This is a genomic window from Vreelandella lionensis (genome assembly GCF_044543515.1).
GTDB lineage: Bacteria > Pseudomonadota > Gammaproteobacteria > Pseudomonadales > Halomonadaceae > Vreelandella > Vreelandella lionensis.
Window position 1 is genome coordinate 1 of sequence record NZ_JBITWC010000008.1, and the last position, 21,986, is coordinate 21,986.

The 21,986-nt window shown below is 55.2% G+C and carries 23 protein-coding genes and 1 pseudogene; 14 read left to right on the forward strand and 10 right to left on the reverse strand.

The window, feature by feature from the left end; genetic code table 11:
- Positions 1–1,018: pseudogene (locus tag ACIGG6_RS06310) on the reverse strand (transposase); the annotation flags it as partial.
- A gap of 1,015 nt (positions 1,019–2,033) precedes the next feature.
- On the opposite strand from ACIGG6_RS06310, the gene ACIGG6_RS06315 reads away from it, so the two are divergent.
- The 4 genes from ACIGG6_RS06315 to ACIGG6_RS06330 all read left to right on the forward strand — a co-directional run bounded on the left by ACIGG6_RS06315 (position 2,034) and on the right by ACIGG6_RS06330 (position 3,845).
- Positions 2,034–2,165 (forward strand): entericidin A/B family lipoprotein, encoded by a 132-nt coding sequence (locus ACIGG6_RS06315; RefSeq protein ID WP_044628799.1) that lies wholly within the window; start codon positions 2,034–2,036, stop codon positions 2,163–2,165.
- Between the two features lie 5 nt (positions 2,166–2,170).
- Positions 2,171–2,698 carry an alpha/beta fold hydrolase gene (locus tag ACIGG6_RS06320; protein ID WP_399843478.1) on the forward strand — a complete coding sequence of 176 codons (528 nt, stop codon included), beginning with the start codon at positions 2,171–2,173 and terminating at the stop codon, positions 2,696–2,698.
- Positions 2,699–2,794: 96 nt separating this feature from the next.
- Positions 2,795–2,971, forward strand: a complete 177-nt coding sequence (locus tag ACIGG6_RS06325; RefSeq protein WP_399843266.1) for a DUF6435 family protein — start codon at positions 2,795–2,797, stop codon at positions 2,969–2,971.
- Between the two features lie 4 nt (positions 2,972–2,975).
- Positions 2,976–3,845 (forward strand): ChaN family lipoprotein, encoded by an 870-nt coding sequence (locus ACIGG6_RS06330; RefSeq protein ID WP_399843268.1) that lies wholly within the window; start codon positions 2,976–2,978, stop codon positions 3,843–3,845.
- Here ACIGG6_RS06330 and ntrC read toward each other — a convergent pair.
- From ntrC to glnA, 4 genes are all read right to left on the reverse strand, one after another.
- Positions 3,842–5,272 (reverse strand): nitrogen regulation protein NR(I), encoded by a 1,431-nt coding sequence (gene ntrC / locus ACIGG6_RS06335; protein WP_058578629.1) that lies wholly within the window; start codon positions 5,270–5,272, stop codon positions 3,842–3,844. The two genes, ACIGG6_RS06330 and ntrC, sit on opposite strands and share 4 nt — an antisense overlap.
- Positions 5,269–6,327: a nitrogen regulation protein NR(II) gene (glnL, locus tag ACIGG6_RS06340; RefSeq protein WP_058578630.1), complete on the reverse strand. Its 1,059-nt coding sequence runs from the start codon at positions 6,325–6,327 to the stop codon at positions 5,269–5,271. Before glnL ends, ntrC begins: the two co-directional genes overlap by 4 nt.
- Before the next feature lie 206 nt (positions 6,328–6,533).
- Positions 6,534–7,067: a DUF4124 domain-containing protein gene (locus ACIGG6_RS06345; RefSeq protein WP_399843272.1), complete on the reverse strand. Its 534-nt coding sequence runs from the start codon at positions 7,065–7,067 to the stop codon at positions 6,534–6,536.
- A gap of 119 nt (positions 7,068–7,186) precedes the next feature.
- On the reverse strand, positions 7,187–8,593 hold the full coding sequence (gene glnA, locus ACIGG6_RS06350) for a glutamate--ammonia ligase (protein WP_399843275.1): 1,407 nt from the start codon (positions 8,591–8,593) through the stop codon (positions 7,187–7,189).
- 555 nt (positions 8,594–9,148) lie between these two features.
- Here glnA and ACIGG6_RS06355 point away from each other — a divergent pair.
- Positions 9,149–9,772: a glycosyltransferase family A protein gene (locus ACIGG6_RS06355; protein ID WP_399843277.1), complete on the forward strand. Its 624-nt coding sequence runs from the start codon at positions 9,149–9,151 to the stop codon at positions 9,770–9,772.
- 53 nt (positions 9,773–9,825) lie between these two features.
- On the opposite strand, the gene ACIGG6_RS06360 is transcribed toward ACIGG6_RS06355, so the two are convergent.
- Positions 9,826–10,851: an acyltransferase family protein gene (locus ACIGG6_RS06360; RefSeq protein WP_399843279.1), complete on the reverse strand. Its 1,026-nt coding sequence runs from the start codon at positions 10,849–10,851 to the stop codon at positions 9,826–9,828.
- A 102-nt stretch (positions 10,852–10,953) separates the two neighbouring features.
- Here ACIGG6_RS06360 and ACIGG6_RS06365 point away from each other — a divergent pair, with 102 nt between their 5' ends.
- A complete protein-coding gene (locus ACIGG6_RS06365; protein WP_399843281.1) occupies positions 10,954–11,892 on the forward strand; it encodes an alpha/beta hydrolase in 939 nt (312 codons plus the stop codon).
- Here ACIGG6_RS06365 and ACIGG6_RS06370 read toward each other — a convergent pair.
- Positions 11,853–13,487: a diguanylate cyclase domain-containing protein gene (locus tag ACIGG6_RS06370; protein ID WP_399843283.1), complete on the reverse strand. Its 1,635-nt coding sequence runs from the start codon at positions 13,485–13,487 to the stop codon at positions 11,853–11,855. The genes ACIGG6_RS06365 and ACIGG6_RS06370 overlap by 40 nt on opposite strands.
- Positions 13,488–13,630: 143 nt before the next feature.
- Here ACIGG6_RS06370 and ACIGG6_RS06375 point away from each other — a divergent pair, with 143 nt between their 5' ends.
- Positions 13,631–13,942: a hypothetical protein gene (locus tag ACIGG6_RS06375; protein WP_399843286.1), complete on the forward strand. Its 312-nt coding sequence runs from the start codon at positions 13,631–13,633 to the stop codon at positions 13,940–13,942.
- 819 nt (positions 13,943–14,761) lie between these two features.
- Here the strand turns inward: ACIGG6_RS06375 and ACIGG6_RS06380 are convergent.
- Positions 14,762–15,247 (reverse strand): type II toxin-antitoxin system PemK/MazF family toxin, encoded by a 486-nt coding sequence (locus ACIGG6_RS06380; protein WP_399843287.1) that lies wholly within the window; start codon positions 15,245–15,247, stop codon positions 14,762–14,764.
- 120 nt (positions 15,248–15,367) lie between these two features.
- Here ACIGG6_RS06380 and ACIGG6_RS06385 point away from each other — a divergent pair, with 120 nt between their 5' ends.
- From ACIGG6_RS06385 to ACIGG6_RS06415, 7 genes are all read left to right on the forward strand, one after another.
- The gene (locus ACIGG6_RS06385; RefSeq protein WP_399843290.1) at positions 15,368–16,195 is read left to right on the forward strand and encodes a hypothetical protein; all 828 of its coding nucleotides are present in this window, start codon (positions 15,368–15,370) and stop codon (positions 16,193–16,195) included.
- 201 nt (positions 16,196–16,396) lie between these two features.
- Complete coding sequence (locus ACIGG6_RS06390; protein WP_399843293.1) at positions 16,397–17,038, forward strand: hypothetical protein; 642 nt, start codon at positions 16,397–16,399, stop codon at positions 17,036–17,038.
- A 228-nt stretch (positions 17,039–17,266) separates the two neighbouring features.
- Positions 17,267–17,416, forward strand: a complete 150-nt coding sequence (locus tag ACIGG6_RS06395; protein WP_162835825.1) for a hypothetical protein — start codon at positions 17,267–17,269, stop codon at positions 17,414–17,416.
- The gene (locus ACIGG6_RS06400) at positions 17,413–18,147 is read left to right on the forward strand and encodes a metal ABC transporter ATP-binding protein (RefSeq protein ID WP_399843294.1); all 735 of its coding nucleotides are present in this window, start codon (positions 17,413–17,415) and stop codon (positions 18,145–18,147) included. The genes ACIGG6_RS06395 and ACIGG6_RS06400 overlap by 4 nt, the downstream gene beginning before the upstream one ends.
- Entirely contained in the window at positions 18,131–19,021 is an 891-nt protein-coding gene (locus tag ACIGG6_RS06405; protein ID WP_399843297.1) for a metal ABC transporter permease, read from the forward strand. The genes ACIGG6_RS06400 and ACIGG6_RS06405 overlap by 17 nt, the downstream gene beginning before the upstream one ends.
- A gap of 44 nt (positions 19,022–19,065) precedes the next feature.
- Positions 19,066–20,127 carry a metal ABC transporter solute-binding protein, Zn/Mn family gene (locus tag ACIGG6_RS06410; protein WP_399843299.1) on the forward strand — a complete coding sequence of 354 codons (1,062 nt, stop codon included), beginning with the start codon at positions 19,066–19,068 and terminating at the stop codon, positions 20,125–20,127.
- A 132-nt stretch (positions 20,128–20,259) separates the two neighbouring features.
- On the forward strand, positions 20,260–20,952 hold the full coding sequence (locus ACIGG6_RS06415; RefSeq protein ID WP_399843300.1) for a cupin domain-containing protein: 693 nt from the start codon (positions 20,260–20,262) through the stop codon (positions 20,950–20,952).
- Here the strand turns inward: ACIGG6_RS06415 and ACIGG6_RS06420 are convergent.
- Positions 20,933–21,298 carry a DUF6164 family protein gene (locus tag ACIGG6_RS06420; RefSeq protein WP_253505513.1) on the reverse strand — a complete coding sequence of 122 codons (366 nt, stop codon included), beginning with the start codon at positions 21,296–21,298 and terminating at the stop codon, positions 20,933–20,935. The genes ACIGG6_RS06415 and ACIGG6_RS06420 overlap by 20 nt on opposite strands.
- Before the next feature lies 1 nt (position 21,299).
- Positions 21,300–21,833, reverse strand: coding sequence for a lactoylglutathione lyase (gloA, locus tag ACIGG6_RS06425; RefSeq protein ID WP_399843303.1), 534 nt, complete (start codon positions 21,831–21,833; stop codon positions 21,300–21,302).
- Between the last annotated feature and the right edge of the window lie 153 nt (positions 21,834–21,986).

Here is a 21,986-nt window from a genome sequence, read left to right on the forward strand (position 1 = left end):
GTTTTTGTCTGCTTGGCGTTGCGGGTACAGGTCGCCAGCCGAGGACAGCCGCGACAGATCTCAGGATCACTGCGATAGTGGCGGTAGCCATGTCGGTCCGTGGTGGCATAGATCAGCGACTGGCCCTCTGGGCACTGATAGGTGTTGGTTGCCGCGTCATACGTAAAGGCGCGCTTGGGAAGATACCCCTTGGGTTTACTGGGGCGGCGGTAGCCAATGACACCATACAGACCGCGCTCTTCCAGCCCATGACAGATAGCCGCTGTAAAGTAACCCGCGTCGAGGCCGACACCGACCGGGTCCAGCCCGAAGCGCTGGCACTGATGATCCAGTCGCGCCAAGTAAGGCACGCTATCGTGCACACTGGCCGGGGTGACATGGGTATCGGTAATAATGGCGTGCTTGCCGTCCACCGTGCGGTGATCCAGATAAAAGAACCCCGTTGGCTTGCCATCGCGCACCATATAGCCGCTATCCGGGTCGGTGAGGCTGATTTTCTTTTCGACAGTGGCCGGTGCCTTAGCACGCGGCGTCAGGGCTTTTTTCCGTGTTGAGCGCGGTCCTCCTCAACCGCCACGTCCAGGGCGTCCAGATAGTCCCGTGCCGTCGTCTCGACCGCTTGGCGCTCAAAACGATGCTTGTTGGCATTGGCCTTGAGATGCGTGCTGTCGGAGAAGCGGCGGCGCCGGTTCTGGCTGATCGTTGAGGCGTCGGGCACCTTGTCGGTCAAGCGCAAGCCGAGGAACCAGCGGTAGGCGACGTTGACCTGGATCTCGCGCATCAACTGGCGTTCGCTGCGAATGCCGAACAGATAGCCGATCAACAAGGCCTTGAAGAGCAGCACGGGATCGAGCGCGGGCCGACCATTATCCGCACAGTAAAGATGACGGACGCGCTCGCGGATAAAGCTGAAGTCGAGGGCGGCCTCAATCTGACGCAACAAATGGTTGGAGGGTACGAGTTCTTCGAGCATGACCATCTCCAGTTCGTGCTGTTGGGGGGAAGGGTCTTTGAGCATATCCGCCACCACGAAAAACGATACGCTTATCAAAGCAAAACCCTGGCCGAAGGGCCAGGGCTTTGTCAGCAGTCTGGAGTCCCTACATGCCAACATGCAAAAGCCACCCAAAAAAATGGTGGCTTTTTATTTATTATTCATGCACTTACATATCAGGCGGCATGTCGTCGCGATCCTCTGTAGCCGTCATAAATGATGTTTTAAACATCATGTACAGGCCCACCCCCGAAAACCCTAGAAACAGCACGAACATGCAGAACATCAATACCATCACCATAGCGCTTGTCCCTGTCAGTGTGCGGCCGATGCGTTGACGTCTTATAACCGCTGATTTTGGTTTACCCGAAAGGATAGACCAAAATACTTTGCATATCTGTACAGGAACTATGCAGCACACCCAAGGCGAGCAAAAATCTTATATAAATCAATGTATTAATGATTGAAAAATAAACGCAAAAAAACCACCTCACAGTTGCGAGATGGCTGTTTTGCATCGCTGCCACTCCTTGGCTTCGATGATCAGCACGGCCTTATGCTGATAAGAGTGAGCAGGCTAAGTGTCCATTCACGTCCGTGATGCTTACTGGGCGTCCTGCCCTCCTCTACTGCCTATTAGCCTGCTCACGCTTTGATGGGTTGAAACTTGGTTGCTAACAGTGAAATTGGTTAAATCATCAATGGTGACACTATAAGTATTAACACTTATAACACTGCAGGCATTGGGCCAATCATGCCAATAAATAAAAAATATCTTTAATATCAATAAATTAAATAAAAACAATAAAAGCCCAGCCTAACCGAAATTGACAGAAAACTCAGGGATGGCATGGATAATATTGACACATGCGACAAATTCGCACGGTTCACATCTACGCTAAGGAGAGATAAGCAGCGTTGGCAAAACGTTCCACCTCATGGCTACTTACCGGTGGCAACCCGCACCAACAGCGCTTATGTTACTCATCACACCATGACGCCCCAGCGGGGGCATTATTTAGTAGAGAGGAAAGACCCAATGAAACGCACCATTGCGCTTGGCATACTCTTACTGGCCACACTACTCACCATTAGCGGCTGTAACACAGTTCGCGGTATGGGCCAGGATATTGAGCAGGGTGGTGAAGCCATTCAGCGTTCGGCGGATTAACCATGATGATGACCGTCTACCTTTCACATGGCTTGGAGAGTGGCCCAGGGGCACTGAAAATGCAGGCGCTCAAGGGTATTGCTGAACAGCTTGATGACTGTGAGCCGGTCGTCATGGATTACCGGGGTATGGACGAGCCAGCCGAGCGATTGAAACACCTTACCGCTACTCTGCTGGCTCGTGGTGATGACCCCGCCCACTGTGTATTAGCAGGCTCAAGCTTAGGCGGCTGGCTCAGCGCTGCCGCCAGTGCGCAAACACCGGTGTTGGGCTGTTTTTTACTCACCCCCGCGCTTGGCCTGCCCGAGTACCCAGAGACCTCACCGACGATTCAAGCCCAGCATACGCATATCATTCATGGCTGGCGCGATGATGTGGTCCCCCCAGGCCCAGTGATTGAGCGTGCCCGCCTACAGCGCTTGTCACTGCGAATGATTGATGACGATCATCGCCTGCATAGTAGCCTGGACACTATCCTGGACGACTTTACACGCTTCTTAGCCCAGTGTGCGGACGCCCGCCCACCGGTTTAGCCTCAGCAACGCAATGGAAAACGAAAAACGCGTAAAGCAGTCGACATAAGCACCCAAAATCTATACAAATGATATACGCCAAAAAGGAGAGTGCACATGTTTGGACTATTTAAGCGCGACCCAAAAAAGAAGCTTCAACAAGCGTACGAACGCAAGCTGCAAGCGGCGATGGAAGCTTCCCGCAACGGCGATATGCGCGCCAACGCCACACTGACAGAAGAGGCCGAGGAGATTCTTGCCGACATCAACCGCCTTAAGGCTCAAGAGGGCTAACGCGGTGCGCATCGGTTTGGGTTTGGCTGCGCTGCTCACAGGCACCTTAACCACGCACGCCTACGGAAGCTGCCCGCAGCCTGGGCAGTGGTGGCAAGGTGAGCGGGCCACTCCTCATCAAGCGCTTCTCGCTCAAGCAGCCCAGCGGCAAGTGGTGCTGCTTGGCGAACAGCACGATGCCATTGACCACCACCGCTGGCAGTTACATACCCTGGCGGGGCTACATGCGCTTCGGAAAGATATGGTTATTGGCTTGGAGATGCTGCCAAGGAGCGCGCAGCCGGTATTAGATCATTGGGTGGCTGGCCAGCTTACCGAGACAGAGCTATTGACCCAAAGCGAGTGGGAAGAGGCCTGGGGGTTTGATGCCGAACTCTATTTACCGATCTTCCACTTTGCCCGGCTACAGCACATTTCGCTGGTCGCACTCAATATTTCACCAGAACTACGCCAGCAGCTCTCAAAAGAGAGTTTTGAAAGCGTACCTGCCGAACAGCGCCATGCTATTCCCCCACCTCTGCCTGCCAGCCCTGCGTACCAAACTCGGCTAAAAGAGGTGTTTGAACAGCATGCCATGGGCCAAGAAAACCCGGAAATGCTGGAACGCTTTACCCAAGCGCAGCTCACCTGGGATATCGCCATGGCCCACGGCCTGGCAGACGCGGCAAAAGAGGGGGCGTTAGCCGTTGGCTTAATGGGCCTTGGGCACGTCACCTACGGCCATGGTGTGGAGCATCAGCTAGAAGGGCTGGGGATTCAACACACCTTCAGCCTGCTGCCCTGGGAACAGGCTGAGTGTGACCTCCCCGAGCCAACACTGGCCGATGCCGTGTTTGTACTCCCTGCCCCCATTTCCGCCGAGCCGATGCCCTAGGCGTCATCCGCCAACGCAGGCAGCAGCGTTTTTAGTTTACGGGTAAGCGTATTACGCCCCCAGCCCAGCAGCTCAGCGGCCTCGCCTTTGCGACCGCCGGTATGTTTGAGGGCGGTTTCAATCAAAATGCGCTCGAAATCGGGTACCGCCTCTTCCAGCAGGTGCGTATGGCCTTCTGCCAAGGCGTGATCGGCCCAATCCCGAAATGCTGAACGCCAATCACCGTGAACGCTACTTTCCGACGCACCGACCGTGCGTAGCTCTGGCGGCAGGTCTTCTACCAGGATTTCCCGGCCAGAGGCCATGACCGTTAACCAACGGCAGATATTTTCCAGCTGACGCACGTTGCCGGGCCACGGCAGCCGGGTTAAGTGCGCCTCTGCCTCAGGGGTCAGCACTTTGATATCGGTGGAAAGCTCTTTCGCCGCTTCGGCCAAAAAATGCCGGGTTAGCCGGGGAATATCTTCGCGGCGCTCGGCAAGGCGCGGTAGATGAACGCGAATCACGTTCAGACGGTGGAACAAGTCTTCACGAAAGCGCCCATCATCTACCAACGACTCTAGGTTCTGGTGGGTTGCCGCGATAATCCGCACATCAACTTTTACCGGGGTATGCCCGCCCACGCGGTAAAACTCGCCGTCGGCCAGCACGCGCAGCAGACGGGTTTGCGTCTCGGCGGGCATATCGCCGATTTCATCCAGAAACAGCGTGCCACCGTTGGCCTGCTCGAAGCGCCCTTGGCGCTGGGCAGCCGCCCCGGTAAACGCGCCTTTCTCATGGCCAAACAGCTCGGACTCTATTAAGTCACGAGGAATTGCCGCCATATTCAAAGCAATAAACGGCTTGCCCGCCCTCGGGCTGTGCTGATGCAGCGCCTGGGCGACACGCTCTTTACCGGTGCCCGACTCACCGTTAATCAGTACCGTAATGTGCGAATGGGAGAGCCGCCCAATGGCGCGAAAGACTTCCTGCATGGCGGGCGCTTCACCGATGATCTCGGCGCTTAGGCCTTCCGGCACGCTCACCGGCCGCTGGCGTTCACGGGCGTGGGCTACCGCACGGCGTACCAGCGCTAGCGCCTCATCCACATCAAACGGCTTGGGCAAGTACTCAAACGCCCCACCCTGATAAGAGGCCACGGCGCTATCTAAATCGGAGTGAGCGGTCATGACAATGACCGGCAGGTCCGGGTGGGCTTCGCGAACCCGTGACATTAAATCCAGCCCATCAATCCCCGGCATGCGAATATCGGTCACCAGCACATCCGGTGGGCTTTCCAGCAGCCGTGCCAGCGCTGTGTCGGCACGCTCAATACACTCGACCTCCAGGTCTGGCTGCGCCAGTGCGCGCTCCAGCACCCAACGGATAGCGCGGTCATCATCGACAATAACCACCCGTGCAACATCGGTACGTGTCGCCTCAGTCATGACGCTTCTCCGGTGCAATTAATAACTAATGGAATCAGTAAACGAAATTCGGTATGTCCAGGTCGTGAGTCGCATTCGATCAATCCTTGATGTTGGTGCAAAATTGACTGAGCAATCGATAGCCCTAGGCCGCTGCCTTCCGCGCGGCCAGACACCATCGGGTAAAAAAGGGTTTCGCGCAGGCTCTCAGGAATACCAGGGCCGTTATCAATCACGCCGACTTCGCTCACTAGCCGGTGCCGCTCGGCGCCTAAAGTGAACTGGCGCCGGGCACGGGTGCGCAGAATCAGCTCCGGTGAGGGGGTCTCTGCATCACTCATGGCCTGAACCGCGTTCCGCGCCACGTTTAATACCGCCTGAATCATTTGCGACTCATCACCGGAAAGATCCGGCAGGCTGGGATCGTAATCGCGGTTGACGGTGACATGGGGATGCTCGGCAATCAGCAGCGCTCGCACTCGCTCCAGCACTTTATGGATATTGACCGGCTCGTGTTTAATGATGCGGTTCGGGCCCAGCATGGAATCAACCAAATCTCGTAAGCGGTCTACTTCTTCGACGATGATATGGGTAAATTCCCGCAGCGCCGGGTCGTCTAAATCACGCTCCAGCAGTTGCGCCGCACCGCGAATGCCGCCTAATGGGTTTTTCACCTCGTGGGCCAAGCCCCGCGCCAGCACCTTAATGGTCTCTTGGCGGGTGGTGAGCGCCTCTTCGCGGGAAATCTGCATCAAGCGGTCTCGCGGCTCGACTTCCAGCAGCAGCTCATCGGCTGAGAGGGGCGTTACCGTATAGTCCACCGTGAGCGGCTCACTATTGAGCGGCGTGATACGTGCTTCCCGCTGGGTATAGGGGTGAAAGGCATCCCGCGCTTTGGCCAATACCTCATCAATACTTTCCCCACCGCCTAGCAAGGTATCTAGGCTAATACCCTGCACACGGCTAAAGCTCACCGCTAGCAGCGCTTCCGCCGCTGGGTTCATCCAGCGGACACGGAGTTCACCGTCGAGCAGTAGCACTGCGGTGGTGAGATGTTCTAATAAGCGCTGATACATGGCGTGTCCTGAAACGTCGCTCTAACAATAGTGTGATGAACAATAGCGTGATGGGATCGTTGAGAGAGGAACTGCAAAAAGCGCGCCAATTAAGCACAAACGGCGGCATGCACGGCTGATGGGCAGCCGGTGTGGGCACAGCGAGCCGTTATAGCGCACTGCCGAACAAATCCAGATACTCCTATGCACCATTGTAGTGCATTGCACTATTCAGCAATAAAAATAGTCACCGGATCGGTGCGGTGTTGAATACGCCCTTGGCTATCCAACAGTTCGGCCTGCAGCTGGTGTTGGCCCGCTGGCAAGCCCGCCAGCCAGAACGCATCGCTATGCAGGGCAGATTGGCTTAGCTCGCCATTCACGAGCAGTTGAATTTGGTGGTCGTCGCGTAGCGGCGGCGAAACCGCCACTTCAACCGGCGTCATATTATTTCGCAGCGAGGCCCCCGCCACTGGGTTAGCAATCGCAAAGCGGTCATAGGGCATAAACGGTTGGCCAGGATTCCCCTTCGCGCGGGGAGACGGAGAAGCAGGCCGAGCAGCGGTAGGCACGCTTGGCAGCGGGGCCAGCGTGATCGCTTTACCACCACGCTCTGGGTTGTCAGTAAACGTCACGTTGCCCTGCGCATCCACCACGCGATACACCGTTTGAGCCTGCGCAGCGCTTACCCACAGGCCCAGCAGCAGCGCAGCCCCTGTGGACAAACCACTTTTTTGACGCAAACGCCATCTACTGATCATTACTTTCTCACCCTTATGTTGCTCCAACAAAAAACCCCGCCGAGGCGGGGTTTTTCAGGCTAATCACACCGCAAGGGTGATGTTAGCACTCTTGTTAAAACGGTGTTTAGCAACCGTTCTTAGCAAGAGTAGTACATGTCGAACTCGATCGGGTGAGTGGTCATGCGAATGCGCTCCACTTCTTCCATCTTCAGCTCGATGTAAGCATCGATCATTTCATCAGTAAATACGCCGCCTTCGGTCAGGAACGCACGGTCAGCATCGAGTGCTTCCAGTGCTTGGTCCAGGCTGTTGGCAACGGTCGGTACGGACTTGCCTTCTTCCGGCGGCAGGTCGTACAGGTTCTTGTCCATGGCATCGCCAGGGTGGATCTTGTTCTTGATACCGTCGATACCCGCCATCAGCATCGCTGAAAACGCCAGGTAGGGGTTAGCAGTCGGATCAGGGAAGCGAGTCTCTACACGCTTGCCTTTCGGGCTAGCGGTGTAAGGAATACGGATAGAAGCAGAACGGTTACGGGCACTGTAGGCCAGCATGACCGGTGCTTCGAAGCCCGGTACCAGACGCTTGTACGAGTTGGTAGAAGCGTTGGTGAAGGCGTTCAGAGCACGAGCGTGCTTGATAACACCACCGATGTAGTACAGTGCCATTTCAGACAGGCCCGCATACTCGTCACCGGCGAACTGGTTTTGGCCATCTTTCCAGAACGACTGGTGTACGTGCATACCAGAACCGTTGTCGCCTACCAGCGGCTTCGGCATGAAGGTAGCGGTTTTGCCGTAAGCGTGCGCCACGTTGTGGATCACGTACTTCATTTCCTGAACTTCGTCAGCTTTCTTCACCAGCGTGTTGAATTTAACGCCGATTTCGTTCTGACCCGCGTTGGCAACTTCGTGGTGGTGAACTTCCACAGTCTGGCCAATCGCTTCCAGGGTGTTACACATTGCGCCACGGATATCGTGGAAGCTATCGACCGGAGGAACCGGGAAGTAGCCGCCTTTCACGCGCGGACGGTGACCCAGGTTGCCGCCTTCTACTTTGTTGTCAGTTGCCCAAGCGCCTTCATCAGACGTGATTTTGTACATAGAGCCCTGGATATCGGACTTCCAGTGCACTTCGTCAAAGATGAAGAATTCCGGCTCTGGGCCGAAGAAGGCGGTGTCGCCCAGACCGGTAGACTGCAGGTAAGCTTCTGCACGCTTAGCGATAGAGCGCGGGTCGCGATCATAGCCCTGCATGGTAGCAGGCTCGATGATGTCGCAACGCAGGATCAGGGTAGCGTCTTCGGTGAAGGGGTCCAGGAAGCCGGTGCCGTCTTCCGGACGCAGGATCATGTCGGATTCATTAATGCCTTTCCAGCCTTCAATAGAAGAGCCGTCAAACATTTGGCCGTTTTCAAAAAACTCTTCATTCACGTCGCGTGCCGGTACGGTGACGTGCTGCTCTTTACCGCGCGTGTCGGTGAAACGCAGATCTACCCACTTAACATCATGTTCTTCGATTAGCGCGAGAGTCTTGGCTGACATAGTGTCCTCCGGTATGAGCGTGGCTTAAAGCTTGTAACTGTAAGCTATCGATAAAAGTGTTATTCAACAAATCGTTCAACACGCAGCTGCATGTGGCGCGTTTGTCTTTTTTGTTCGCTTAACGTTTGCCTGACGATGGATAACAAAACGCCCAGCGATCATTTCAGACCGGCTATCGTTGTAGCATGCCGAGAGGCTTCTGCATACGATCTAATAGCTGGTGACAAAACTATCTACAATGTATAAGCACAGAGCATGCCAACTCTGCACCATTATGGCATCAAAAATTTATAATGCTTTGTTTTTAAAATACAAAAACCTATGAAGAGATGCCTCTTCATGTAGCAAAGGCCTTTTGGTTGCGCACAAAAGCGCCATTATTTTTTTATTGGCGCACCATAAAAGCTCATAAAAAGGTATCAGTGCACCAAGTTGGTTCAAAAAACCCAGCGCCTAGCGAGCTACCATCAGAAAACTTTATCTTGCTACGCAAATAAACCAACATCTACAATAAATTACATTCAGACAGGTTTCATAACAAAGGAAGCCGCTTACATGAGTACGGTTTGCTTTATCGTTGACGCAACAGTGACAGGAGCCTTGCTACCGCGACACCTACGTTCCATCCGAGAGTCGGGCCTTGCAGAGCATGTGGTGCCAATTATTGTGACGTGCAATCAGGTAGATGAGCGGCTATCGTCCATTGAGCAGCGCTACCATGTGCACTGCTTAATCACGCCCTCGCAAACGCTAGGCGCACGGATCAACCGGGCAGCCTATGTGAGCCAAGCGGAATGGGTGATGATTGCGCTGGATAAACAGCCCCTGGCAGCACAGCTGTGGTACCTACTCTACCCACAGCTACACACCCTAGCGCTAGACGCGCTCTTGATTAGCGCTACCACTCCTCGATTATCTGAACGCCTGCTGCAGCGCTTTTTTGGTGCGTCCACAGCGGTGCCGCCCTACGTCGCCATTCGCCGAACATGGTTTGAGCGCTTAGGCGGGTTTGACCCCGAGCTTGAAGCGCCAGCACTGCAGGACTTCTTACAGCGCCTGTACGCTTGCCCAACGCGATTAAAAACCATCAGCGGTGAAGCCTTAGGCCTTGCGCGGGGTTCGCCAACTAGACGCGGCACCCACTACCCCTCTTCCCGCTTGCCGCCCCCCTCCTCCTAAGCACGCCCGCTTTATCCTGATAACGATTTTCGCCCGCGCTATTTCTCGGCCGTTTATACCTTCAGCCGTTTGCCAAAAAGCATTGCCCCCAGGGTAGTGGTATTCACCGCTTTATTCAGCAGTACCGACCCCACGCTACCTATCAATATCAGCAGCAAACCATACGCAACCACGGGCAGCGTGGCAGGGCCCACCAGCACATCGGTGATGACAAAAAACATCGGGTGTGCCAGATAAACCCCAAAGGAGTAGGCATTGATATAGCGCACCCACCCCGGCGCTTTACGGCCTTTCAAGCCACGCATAAGCGCCAGTGTGAACAACACAAAAAAGGGAATGACCCACACTTCCTTAGAAGAGAAGGCCAGCCAGTGGGCAAAGGTCGCCAGCACGATCAAGCCGACGAACAGCGCAAGCCAGCGTGGTTGGGAAAGGGTTTGTAGCCAAACAGGGCGCTCATTCAATGTTGCTGAAGGCGTTAACGGGTAGTAGCGCACCAGCACCAGCGCTAAGAAAAACAGATACACCCAGCCAAGCGGCGCAACCCACAGCAAATAGCCGGGGGGTTCAATCTCAAACCAGTAGGCAAAGCCCCAATACGCCATACTCACCACACAAGCCAACCACAGCCACGGCACGGGGTGAATACGCCACAGCTGCCAACGGGTAAACGCCCAGTAGGCCGCATAAAACTGCATGGCAATAATCAAAAAATAGCCATGCCAACCCGCGTAGATAAAATAGGCCTTTGCGTTTTCCCAAAAGCCCACAGCGTTATCACTTCCAGCTAAGCGCCACCACTCGGCGGTAGAGTAGATCAACCCGTAGGCCAAATAAGGCAGCATGACGTACTTAACGCGTTGAAGCAGAAAGCCGGGCGGCACCTGCTTATCGTAACGGACAGCAAACACAAACACCGAGATAAACAGAAACACCGGTGTACCCAGCACCAGTGGAATACGCATCAGGTCGGTCGCCACGTTATCTACCCGCTGGTTAATATGATCTAACCAGTGAAACAAAAAAACGGCCACACAGCCGTATGCACGCAGCCAGTAAATCTCCTCGACTTTCTGCATTTACCCTCCCGCCAAGTCACCGCTGCTAAGCTCATGTGAATGAACATCCCGGCTTACAGCGTTGTCCGACCTCTTAAACGTTCGTAAATTCCTGGAGGCTATGTGCTTAAAAAACCGAAAATAGCGCGCGGCACACGCTGGGCAGGATATGTATGTAGCTTATTTGGTTGGCTAGCGCTGAGTAACATAGCGCTAGCAGGCGACGTTTCCCGAGAACAGTTCTTTTCATCCACGCTGGGCTACGACTACCCCTACACCATCTATCTACCGGATGGATATGACACAGCGGCGACAACCCCCTACCCCGTGGTTTACCTTCTGCACGGCTCGTTTGGTAACGAGCGGGACTGGGCCACCCGAGGCAACCTACCCCAAGTAGCCGATCGCCTTATTGAAGCCGGGCATTTACCGCCCGCTGTGTTTGTTATGCCCGGCAGCCGCAGCTGGTGGGTAGATGGCCACAACGAAGCAGCCCGCAGCGCCTTCTTTAATGACCTGCTGCCCCATATCGAAACCACTTACCACGTAGGAACCACACGCCCGTTACGCGGCGTAGCGGGGCTTTCAGCGGGCGGTTATGGCGCGGTGAACTTCGCACTAGAACGCCCCGATATGTTTGCCGCCGCCGCCGCGCTTAGCCCAGCAAGCTACGTGCCCGTACCGCCTAGCAACTCCTCCGCCAACCGGCACCCAGCCTTTTTAAATGAACAGGGCCAGTTTGACCGCGCACTATGGGAACAGCTTAATTACACCGCGCATTTAGAGCCCTACCGCCTTCAGGTCACACCCCGGCCAAACGCCGAACACAGCGACACCCCGCCCGTGCCGCTGTACATTAGCGCCGGGCGCAGTGATGTGTACGATGCAGAATTTCACGCCCGCCAGCTACGCCAAGCCATGGAGCGTATTCAACTAGGCCAAGTGCGGCTGGACCTTTACCCTGGCGGCCACACCTGGCGGGTATGGCGGGCCAGCTTACCCGCCGCGCTCAACTTTATGTTTCAGCACGTCGGCGCATCCGTTGAACCAATCGGCGAGTAAAGCACCGCCCGGTGACGACCCTCCGCTTTCGCCTGATACATTGCTTGGTCGGCGCAGTGAATCAGCGCCGCTTCCTCCTGAGCGTGAAGCGGAAACAGCGACACGCCAATACTCGCCGACACGCCAACCTCCCCCACCGATAGCGCAAACGGCTCTGCCAACGCCTGACAAAGCTGATTCGCCACCGCCAATGCCTCATCATCCCTTACCGGGCCACCCAGCAGAGCCACAAACTCATCGCCACCAATTCGCCCCACCATATCCGTGCCACGTAACCTCAAGCGCATACGCTGCGCCACTTCTCGCAGCAGCTGGTCGCCCACCGCGTGGCCCCAGCGGTCATTCACCGGTTTAAAGTTATCCAGATCGATAAACAACAACGCCAAGGAATCCCCCTGGCGTTGCGATTTGACCAAAGCATCGCTCAGTTGGCTAAAAAAGATCGCCCGGTTCGGTAGGTCGGTAAGGGAGTCGTGCTGGGCTAAATGCAGCACTTTCTGCTCCATCTCCCGGCGGGGCGTAATATCGTGAGAAATCCCCAAAAAGCTTGTCACGTTCCCCTGCTCATCCAGCAAAGGCGCACCGTTAGTGAAGTGCCACCGCCACTCACCTTTAGCATGCTGCACCCGGTACTCAATCACCCCCTGAGGCTGGCCCGTGTGATACACCTGAGCGATATAACGGCGGCACGCTTCTAAATCATCCGGGTGCAAAAGCTGGCTGATATTGCGCCCCCATATCTCCGCCACCGGATGCCCCAAAATACGCGGCCAGTTAGGCGACACATAAGTAAGCGTGCCCTCGGCACTCAAGGTGTAAATGATATCGTTGGCCTGCTCGACCAACTGACGAAAACGCTGCTCGCTCGACTTTAAGGCAGTCTCAAGCGCCTTGCGCTGAGTGATATCGTTAGCGTAGCCCGTCCACAGCACGCTGCCATCCGGCTCGCGACGCGGCCGATCTATCGCCTCTATCCACAGCATCTTGCCGCTGCGGTGAAATATGCGGAACTCTTGCTGCCAAGGCATCAACGTTCGCGCGCTTTCCGACGAACTCTCAAACACCGCCTCGCGGTCATCAGGGTGAATGCTATTCAGCAGCGTTTGCGCATCCGTCAGCGCCTCTTCCACGCTCACCCTAAACAGCTCCACCACGCGCTTACCCACATAGGCGTAGCGCCATTTGCCCTCTACGGAGTAATGCAGCTGATAAATAAAGCCCGGCAGCTGAGAAAGCAGCGTATCCAACGATTCACTAAAGGGCAGCGCCCCTTGCAGCAGCGTGCCATGCACCGCCCGATAGCTGCCTTCCACCACGGGCGAAAGCTGCAAATGCCAATGGCGGGCAGACTCCCCCCAGCTAACCGTTAACGCGTAAGGAGCCTGTTGCGCATCGCATGTCTGAATAGCCGCCCACACATTGCTAGCATCCAGCGGGAAGCAGCGTAACAAGGCCGTTTCGCTATTGTCTGCCGCCCAGCCCGCCACTCGACGAAAGGCCGCATTCGCGTGAACGTTCATTGAACCCGATGCCGAACGATCAACAACAAACAGCGGTGTTACCGACTGCTCAAACAGCGCACGGTACGGTTGCATCGCGGCCTCTCCCCTATTCCTCTGAATAGGTACGTTAAGCGCCCAGCTTAGGGCTGTCTATTCACATTGGCCGAGTTCTGCCAACGCACACTACACTTAACGAGCCTTCTTATTTTTATTCACCCACAGTAAGGACACTCACCATGCACAAGCACATTGAATGGGACGAGCCCGGCAACGCCAGCGTAGCAGCCTTCTTCAAGGACGACCCCGAACACACGCCCCCCTACCCAGGTGCCGTGCTTTCCGCCCGTTACCAAGGCCGCATTGTGCGGGTCAAAGTAGAAGCCTACCGCGAAGAAGATGCCGTGAGCATTGGCAGCGTGGCCGCCATTCTCGACCAACGCGGCCACCGTTTTCAGTCACACCAAAATCTCAACGTGGGCGATATGGTGCGACTCCCCGACGACAAACGCGCCATTGAACGCTGGGAAGAGGATGAGGAGAAGGAGTAAGTGATGGAGGCCCCGCTGGCGGGGCCTGGCATTACCCACCATTGCCAGCACTCCACACCCTACTACTGAAAGCTGCCTAGGCGGCGGCTCCTTCCCTTGCTGCTTACGCGTTTTTATTTCAGCTCTACTCTGCTCAACTACTCACACAATATTTCAACCCCAATCATACGGGGAACAGTTACAAATTCTTCTGCTCAATAGAGCACGTAATCTTGGCCTCAGGGCATGATGAGTGGGTTATAAGAATTTGCAGTGTCCTGCTTGGGCTTGCAGTCGTGTCAGACAGTGAGATCAAACTTAGCGCTGATGGCAAAGTACAGAGAAGGAAAGTTTACTTTGCAGCGAGAAGCGATGGCATTGTGAGAATTGGCTCAAACATGCATGTCATGAATATAAAGAAGCGCATCAAATAGCTTAACAGTGGTGCTGCAGAGGATGTTGAGCAGATAGGTCATGTTGATGGATCGAAACTTTTTGAAAAAGCCTTACACTCAGACCGTGAAAAGCACAACCGGTACGGAGAGTGGTTTAACCCAGCTCCTGAGGCGCCTCTGTGGGAAAACGGCCTTGTAGCGTTACTGGAGAGAACGCATGCAGCTATGCTTGCCGCTCTCATAAATTTGTAGGCTTTATAAATGACAAAGCCTCCTTCAAAGAGGAGGCTAGACTCAGCACAGAGATAGGCTTGTCATCGCCTGAGTTACTGTGCTGGCTACACGGGACGGACCTTTGTGTAGTCTCGGAGTCCGGATGCTCTCGCATTGCCGGTGACATGCGCAAGATATGCGTAATCTTACGGCCTGTCAAATCAAAAATGATTTACAAGTGTGCCGCTAAATGGCCCAAATTCATGCCATGAAGCACGCATTCATGAATTTTATTCATGGTTTCGCGACCGAAACAGTTCAGGTGGTGCTGACGCTTCCCGGTCGTCGGATGCTTGCTGCTCAGCTGTATCAAATTTAGCCGATGAAATCCTACGGTGTAGATCATATCGCCTTTAACCCATGTGGTATTACCTTGAAATCTGCCTAGCATGGGCAATGCTCTCGCAGGTAAAACCATGTGATCGGGCTGTATGATATTAGGCTCTACTGTGCTGCAGGCAACTACGGTGACCAAGTTCGCGCGGCCATTTACTGAATTAGACAGCACTATGACGGGACGCTTGTCTTTAGTCATCTCAGGGTCTTTAAATCCCTGCGAAAAGTCACACAGCAGCATTTGCCCCTTTTTAGGATGGAATTGGATGGGCACTTTGGTTTCCCTAACGATTTTGACGGCTAGGACACTATCAGAAGTCATGTTAAATGCCTAACCTGCGAAAAATTTTCCGCCCCTAGCACCACTCTGCCTTAACAGCTAAGATCGGCTAAAGCGCCTAAAGAGGCGATAGCCTATAGTTGAACAACATGGGGAAGATGTATGAATGGCGAACCCACAGTGGTTCTTGATGTGGAAAGTAAGCTTCAGATAACGCTTGAAAATAGAGATCCTGTTGTCCTTATGGACCTAGTTCAGTCGCTGATGGCGGTTTCCGCTCAATTCGAGAAATTCATCAAGTCAAATTCAAAGCCATCGCCAGAGGCTTGCACGGAGCTTCTTATCCATGAGGTCAGGCAAGGCTCAATTGTGGTAGAGCTAGTGGCTCATTCTCTTCCAATGGTCCCATTAATTTGGGGTGATGGAGCTATTCATGAATGGGTAAATTATGCTAAATCGATCATGCTTTGGCTAGCTGGCCAGGAAGAGAAGCCATGCCAAAGAGTTACCAAAAATGATTTAGATAATTTTTCCTCAATGGTTCAGCCAGTGGCTAAAGATAACGGCTCTCAAGTTATTTTCGCCGCCACCTCGGGGGGAACCATAACCAATCATTTCTATATCGGGCATGATGAAGCGCGGAACGTTCAAAGAAGAGTTATCAAGGAGATAGAAAAGGTAAATGACCCGATAGATAACATTCACTTTAAACAATACATGACGTGGCATCAAATTCGTTTTGATTCGTCGCTGACTGCCGGGAGCCAAGCAATCATTGAAAATATTTCTAAAGCTCCTAAGCGCATAGTTTTCGAGGACGAGGATACCAAACGTGCCATGACAAAAGGTGATTCACGATTTGCTCGTGACTGGCAAGAATTGGCCTATTTGGTTGATGTAGAGGTTCAGTCAGTGAATGGCACGCCACGCGCTTATAAGATCATTCGCTACTATCCAGAAGAAACATTTGATCCCTACGAAGATGAATAAAAATGAGGAAGAGTAAGCCTGATAAGCAAGATGGTTTGGCGACTCAAAAACAGCCTAGCCAACAGGTCACTGCTACTCCCTCCTTCACTCCAAAACGCCATTAACCCTCATCACACTTTGCCTACTGGCTTTACACGCTCGTAGCACTCCCCTGCCGTGCTACGCTTAATGCTTTCATGTCGATTACTCAGGGGCTCATCCATGCAGTTACGTCAACGTTTACGAGCGGGCTTAGCGGCGGGGGCGGCGCTGCTGCTGTCGCTGCCTGCTCAGGCACAAACCAGTGCCGATTGGGCGGCTTACGATGAGGTGTTTGAGCGTGGGGCGCAGCACGCGCAGTGGTGGGATGCGGGTTGGACGGGCATCTATGCCGCAAGCCTTGCGTTTGATGCTTATCAATCCAGTGAAGCCAACGACCCGGACGACCGTTTTGATGCCCGCGTAGGAGTCGTAAAATCGGCGTTAGCCCTGGGCGGTATGTTGACGGATCGCCAGCCGCATCAGGCGGCACTGGTAGAGTACGAGCGCCTTAAAGCGCAGGGTGAGTTAAGCGGCGTGCAGGCGTTGGGGCTTTCGCTTGCCCAGGCGGAGCGTGAACGCCGTGGGTTTGAGGCGCGGGTTAGCTCGCTGGTGGTGAACACTGTGGCGGGGGCGGTAATTGCCGCTGACGGTCGCGAGCGGGATGGTGCCATCAACTTCGCTACAGGCATGCTGATTAATGAGCTGCAAATTTGGACGCAGCCTAATCAGGCCTCCAGCGCGATTAACCGCTTTCAGCCTGCCCGCGTGTCTCTTGGCCCCATCACGTTAGAAGGCGAATACGCGCTGATGGTATCGCCCTAGCAGATTGGCGCTACCTGGCGCTATTAGGTCGTTACCTCCTCTCTACGCTATTTATCTGCGCTCCGTGCCTGCATTGCCATCGTCGCTTTGTTAGGCACTTTTGGAGTGGGCGGAAGATTAGCGCGCTTACCGTTGTCAGCGCGCCGTGAGCGCGTAAAATATCCGCCACTTTTTTGGTTTCACCAAATGTTATGTTATAACTTATTTATTCGATAGCGAGGACGCTCGATGAGTGAACACATGCATCGCCATAACAAGGAAGGCCCTTGTCATTTTTCGCTGATGTCGTTGTCTGCCACTAAGCGGTTGGGCTTTGTCGCGCTCCCGTTGCTGGCGCTTTGGGGGCTGGTGGTGTGGGCAGGCGGGTGGCCGTTATGAGTGAACGTTCCTCTTCGCGTTTGCAGCTGCACGACCTGCACTTGGCCCAGGGCCGTCGCACGGTGTTAGAACATGTGGATGGCGATATTAAGCCCGGCGCGATTACCGCGCTCATTGGTGCGAACGGTGCCGGTAAAAGCACGCTGATTCAGGCCATTATGGGTGAACTGCGGCCGATTAGCGGCAAGGTGGTGTGTACGGTGGATAAAGCCCGCCGTGCTTGGCTGCCCCAGCAGTTGGCGTTAGACCTGACCTTCCCGATGAGTGTGGAAGAGCTGGTGATGACCGGCAGCTGGCCCAGCCACGGGGCGATGAAAGGTTACTGTGCGGCCCACTATCGCAAAGGCCGCGAGATTATGGCGCGCCTGGGGATTTCGCACTTGGCTCACCGCCCGCTGGGCGAGCTTTCCGGCGGCCAGCGCCAGCGGGCGCTAATTGGCCGCACGCTAATGCAGGAAGCCGAGCTGCTGCTGCTAGACGAGCCGTTTGCCAACGTAGATAGCGATACGGTCGATATTTTGATTCGCATTTTGCGCCAGATGGCCGACGAGGGCGTCACGATCATTATTGTGCTGCACGATATGGACCACCTGCGCCGCTTGGCGGATGAGGTGTTGATGCTGAATGGCGGCCATGGCCGTTGGGTCGCTCCCAGCGCGCTCAACCACCAGCATGCCCCGGCCCAAGTGGTGCCGTTTACCTTAGGAGGCCGTTATGCTGGCACTGCTTGATGCATGGTTGATTGCACCGTTTGATTACGGCTTTATGCGCCGTGCCGTGGTCGGTGGGCTTGCCCTTTCATTGGCCGCGCCGCCGCTGGGGGTGTTTTTGGTGCTGCGCGGCATGAGCCTGATTGGCGATGCCATGGCCCACGCGATTCTGCCCGGCGTGGCGCTGGGCTTTTTGCTGGCGGGCTTTTCACTGCCGGTGATGAGCGTGGGCGGCGTGCTGTTTGGGGTGATGGTGGCGCTGCTGGCGGGGGCGGTCTCGAAAATGGGCGGCCAGCGGGAAGATGCCGCCATGGCGAGCTTTTTTATTATTTCGTTAGCCGCTGGGGTCATGCTGATTTCCATGGGAGGCAGCAGCGTGGATCTTACCCACGTGCTGTTCGGCTCCATTTTGGCGATTAACTCGACGGCGCTGCTGCTGATCGCCTCGATCAGTACGCTGATTGTGATCACTCTGGCGATTATTTTCCGCGCCCTAGTGGTGGAGTGTTTAGACCCTCTGTTTTTACGCGGCCAAAGTAGTCGTAGCGGTTGGGTACACAGCGTCTTTTTAGGGCTGCTGGTACTGAACTTAACGGCGGGCTTCCAAACCCTGGGCACACTGATGGCCGTTGGCTTAATGATGTTGCCTGCTACGGCAGCACGGTTTTGGAGCAAGCGGTTAGAAGGCTTGATCGGGATTGCCGTGGTGTTAGCAATGCTGGCAAGCACCGGCGGGCTGCTGCTGTCGTTCCATTTAGACACGCCCTCAGGCCCCAGCATTATTTTGCTGGCCGGGGTGGCGTATTTACTCTCGGCGCTGTTTGGCCGTTACCACAGTTTGGCCGCCAAGCTGCGACGCAAAACCACGCCTTTGGCGCTGGAGCAGTCGCACTAGCGGGTTGATGTTCATACGGTTATTTCTTAAATCAGGAGCATGTTATGTCGCTTTTCTCTTCATCGCGTTGGCTGGTGGGCGTTTCGGCCATGTTGGCACTGCCTGCCGCCATGGCGAACGAGCGGGTGCAGGTTGTCACCAGCTTTTCTATCTTGGCGGATATGGTGGAAAACGTCGGTGGAGAGCATGTGACGGTCAGCTCGCTGGTGGGCCCTGATGGCGATGCCCACGTTTTCTCCCCCAGCCCTGGTGATGCCCGTGCGCTGGCAGGTGCCGATCTGGTGGTCTTCAACGGCTTGCTATTTGAGGGCTGGATGGAGCGACTGATCGACTCCAGCGACTACAGCGGCCCGATGGTCACCGCTACCGATGGCATTGCCCCGCTGGGGTTGGCAGAGCACGGCCATGAAGAACACGAAGAGCACGAAGAGCACGAAGAGCACGAAGAGCACGAAGAGCACGCCCATGATGACCACAGCGATCATGAGCATGGGAGTGAAGATCCGCACGGCTGGCAGGATCTGCAGCAGGCAAAGGTGTATGTTGCCAACATTCGCGATGGCTTAATCGAAGCTGACAGCGCTAATGCAGAGAGCTACCAAGCCAACGCGGAGCGTTACCTGGCTGAGTTAGATGCCACCGATGGGGAAATTCGCGAGCTGCTGAGTGAGATTCCCGCGTCTTCCAGCGTGATTACCGGGCACGACTCGTTTGGCTACTTCTCTAGCGCCTATGGCGTTAATTTTCTCTCACCGGTCGGGCTCTCTACCGAAGCCGACCCCAGCGGCGCCAGCATGGCGGCCCTGGTGGATGTGATTGAGCAAGAGAACGTGCAAGCGCTGTTCCACGAGAACATGACCAACCAAGCGATCATTACGCAGTTGGCGGAAGAGACTGGCCTGCCCATTGCAGGCACCCTTTACGCGGATGCGCTGGCCAGTGAAGGCGATGCCAGTACGTACCTGGGCATGATGCGCCACAATGCGCAGGTGCTGCACGACGCTCTTGCAGAGCCGGGCCATGATGATCATGGTCATGACGACCACGACCACGACCACGACCACGACCACGACCACGACCACGACGATCATGGTCATAGCCACTGATTCATACCGTGAAGACAAAAATACCGCCAACCCGGCGGTATTTTTTTGCATTGCATTTTGCGCGGTGGATGGGGAGACTTGCATCACCGACTTTCGTTAACGCTGTTTAAACCACTGCAAAGAGCCAATGCCATGCGCCTAAACGCCGATTTTAGCCACTTTGCCTGTGTCACGCCGGAGCAGTACCGCTGGGTTGCCTCGCCTAGCGCAGGTGTGGAACGAATGATGCTAGACCGCATCGGCGATGAGGTGGCCCGTGCCACGAGCCTGGTGCGCTACGCGCCTAACAGCCAGTTCAATCGCCATACCCACGACGGCGGCGAAGAAATACTGGTATTAGAGGGCGTATTTGCAGACGAGCATGGCCGCTACCCGGCGGGCAGCTACTTGCGCAACCCCATCGGCACCGGCCATACGCCGCAAATTGGCGAAGAGGGCGCGCTGATACTGGTTAAGTTGCATCAGTTTGATGAGAACGACCTGCTCCAACTGGCGATTCCTGCCCACCGCTTGCCCTGGCAGCCTGACCGTCGGCCGGGCATTACCTACAAAATGCTGCACACCTTTGGCGATGAGCGGGTCAGCCTGGAGCGTTGGGAGGGCGATACCACCATCGACTACCCTGCCCTGCCTGGAGGCTTAGAGCTATTGGTGCTGGAAGGCTCGCTGTGCGACGCGAGCAGCGAATACCCGAAAGGCAGTTGGTGCCGCTATCCACCGGGTGCGGCCCCGCAGCTTCGTGCAGGCCAACACGGTGTGATGATGTACGTTAAGCGCGGGCACCTATCTGACGCCCTTTCCCAGGCTAGCGCGCCAGGCCAATAAATGGCAGCAGAGTGAGCAGCGCAATCAGAACCACCGCCACCATGACCAGCGTTACCTGAAACGGGTGCTCCGCTAAGCGACGCCAGAGTGTTGGCGCTTCATTGCGGGCCAGCGCTTCTTCATGGGCTTGGCGTGCGTTAGCTTGGCGTTCGGCCTGATACTCGGCCAATGCGGCCTCTGCGTCGTCACGCTGGGCAGGGTTGCGCAGCCAAATGGCATCGACCCCCAGGCGGAAAAAGCCCGCCTGGGTTTCGTACACATCAAAGCCATGCTCATCCAGCAGTTGGCGGACTTCCATGGCCTCTTCATCGGTTACATGGCGCAACCGAAACAGCAAATGGGCCATCTTAGTCGCCCATGGCTGCCATGCGGTCGGCTTGAATCACTTCAATCCAGTAGCCATCCGGGTCTTTCACGAAGATAACGTCTTTCATCTTGCCCTGGTCGGCACGCTTCACGAAGGTTACGTCGTGCTCATCAAACCACGCCTGGGCGGCTTCTAAATCCGGCACGTTGAAGCAGATATGGCCAAAGCCCTGGGGCTCGGCGTTGCCATCGTGGTAGACAAAATCCTGCTGGGTTTCGGTGCCCCAGTTGTGGGTCAGCTCTAACAGGCCTTTCTGGCTAAAGGTCCAGGCGGTGCGGGCTTGGGTATTTTCCGGCACGCTGTCGCTGGCTTCCACGTTGGCGAGGAAGTAGAGCGAAAACTGCATCTCTTCAAAGTCCAGCCGGCGCAGCACCTGCATACCAAACACTTTGGAGTAGAACGCTAGAGCGCGTTCCGGGTCTTTGACCCGCAGCATGGTGTGGTTTAAACGAAAGCCCTGAGTTTGCGGGGCAACGGGGGCAACGCCTGGGTGCTGTTCACCTTGAAACGACATACAACTCTCCTATCGCGGGTTGGGGCATCATTAAAAGTATGCTGATATAACGCAAATTCTTTGACGAACATATTACCTTGTACAAGGCTTAGGCTGCTAACAGCGTCAAGCTGTCTACCGCTATTTGCGTATTGATCATTTTGCTTACTTCCC

What these genes read in the sequence shown, in the direction of transcription:
- ACIGG6_RS06325 (WP_399843266.1), top strand. Translation starts at nt 2,795, where the DNA reads ATGTTTGGACTATTTAAGCGCGACCCAAAAAAGAAGCTTCAACAAGCG.
- gloA (WP_399843303.1), bottom strand. Translation starts at nt 21,833, where the DNA reads ATGTCGTTTCAAGGTGAACAGCACCCAGGCGTTGCCCCCGTTGCCCCG.
- ACIGG6_RS06315 (WP_044628799.1), top strand. Translation starts at nt 2,034, where the DNA reads ATGAAACGCACCATTGCGCTTGGCATACTCTTACTGGCCACACTACTC.
- ACIGG6_RS06405 (WP_399843297.1), top strand. Translation starts at nt 18,131, where the DNA reads ATGCTGGCACTGCTTGATGCATGGTTGATTGCACCGTTTGATTACGGC.
- ACIGG6_RS06370 (WP_399843283.1), bottom strand. Translation starts at nt 13,487, where the DNA reads ATGCAACCGTACCGTGCGCTGTTTGAGCAGTCGGTAACACCGCTGTTT.
- ACIGG6_RS06375 (WP_399843286.1), top strand. Translation starts at nt 13,631, where the DNA reads ATGCACAAGCACATTGAATGGGACGAGCCCGGCAACGCCAGCGTAGCA.
- ACIGG6_RS06400 (WP_399843294.1), top strand. Translation starts at nt 17,413, where the DNA reads ATGAGTGAACGTTCCTCTTCGCGTTTGCAGCTGCACGACCTGCACTTG.
- ACIGG6_RS06320 (WP_399843478.1), top strand. Translation starts at nt 2,171, where the DNA reads ATGATGACCGTCTACCTTTCACATGGCTTGGAGAGTGGCCCAGGGGCA.
- ACIGG6_RS06390 (WP_399843293.1), top strand. Translation starts at nt 16,397, where the DNA reads ATGCAGTTACGTCAACGTTTACGAGCGGGCTTAGCGGCGGGGGCGGCG.
- ntrC (WP_058578629.1), bottom strand. Translation starts at nt 5,272, where the DNA reads ATGACTGAGGCGACACGTACCGATGTTGCACGGGTGGTTATTGTCGAT.
- ACIGG6_RS06380 (WP_399843287.1), bottom strand. Translation starts at nt 15,247, where the DNA reads ATGACTTCTGATAGTGTCCTAGCCGTCAAAATCGTTAGGGAAACCAAA.
- ACIGG6_RS06355 (WP_399843277.1), top strand. Translation starts at nt 9,149, where the DNA reads ATGAGTACGGTTTGCTTTATCGTTGACGCAACAGTGACAGGAGCCTTG.
- ACIGG6_RS06360 (WP_399843279.1), bottom strand. Translation starts at nt 10,851, where the DNA reads ATGCAGAAAGTCGAGGAGATTTACTGGCTGCGTGCATACGGCTGTGTG.
- ACIGG6_RS06420 (WP_253505513.1), bottom strand. Translation starts at nt 21,298, where the DNA reads ATGGCCCATTTGCTGTTTCGGTTGCGCCATGTAACCGATGAAGAGGCC.
- ACIGG6_RS06345 (WP_399843272.1), bottom strand. Translation starts at nt 7,067, where the DNA reads ATGATCAGTAGATGGCGTTTGCGTCAAAAAAGTGGTTTGTCCACAGGG.
- ACIGG6_RS06395 (WP_162835825.1), top strand. Translation starts at nt 17,267, where the DNA reads ATGAGTGAACACATGCATCGCCATAACAAGGAAGGCCCTTGTCATTTT.
- ACIGG6_RS06415 (WP_399843300.1), top strand. Translation starts at nt 20,260, where the DNA reads ATGCGCCTAAACGCCGATTTTAGCCACTTTGCCTGTGTCACGCCGGAG.
- ACIGG6_RS06385 (WP_399843290.1), top strand. Translation starts at nt 15,368, where the DNA reads ATGAATGGCGAACCCACAGTGGTTCTTGATGTGGAAAGTAAGCTTCAG.
- ACIGG6_RS06410 (WP_399843299.1), top strand. Translation starts at nt 19,066, where the DNA reads ATGTCGCTTTTCTCTTCATCGCGTTGGCTGGTGGGCGTTTCGGCCATG.
- glnL (WP_058578630.1), bottom strand. Translation starts at nt 6,327, where the DNA reads ATGTATCAGCGCTTATTAGAACATCTCACCACCGCAGTGCTACTGCTC.
- glnA (WP_399843275.1), bottom strand. Translation starts at nt 8,593, where the DNA reads ATGTCAGCCAAGACTCTCGCGCTAATCGAAGAACATGATGTTAAGTGG.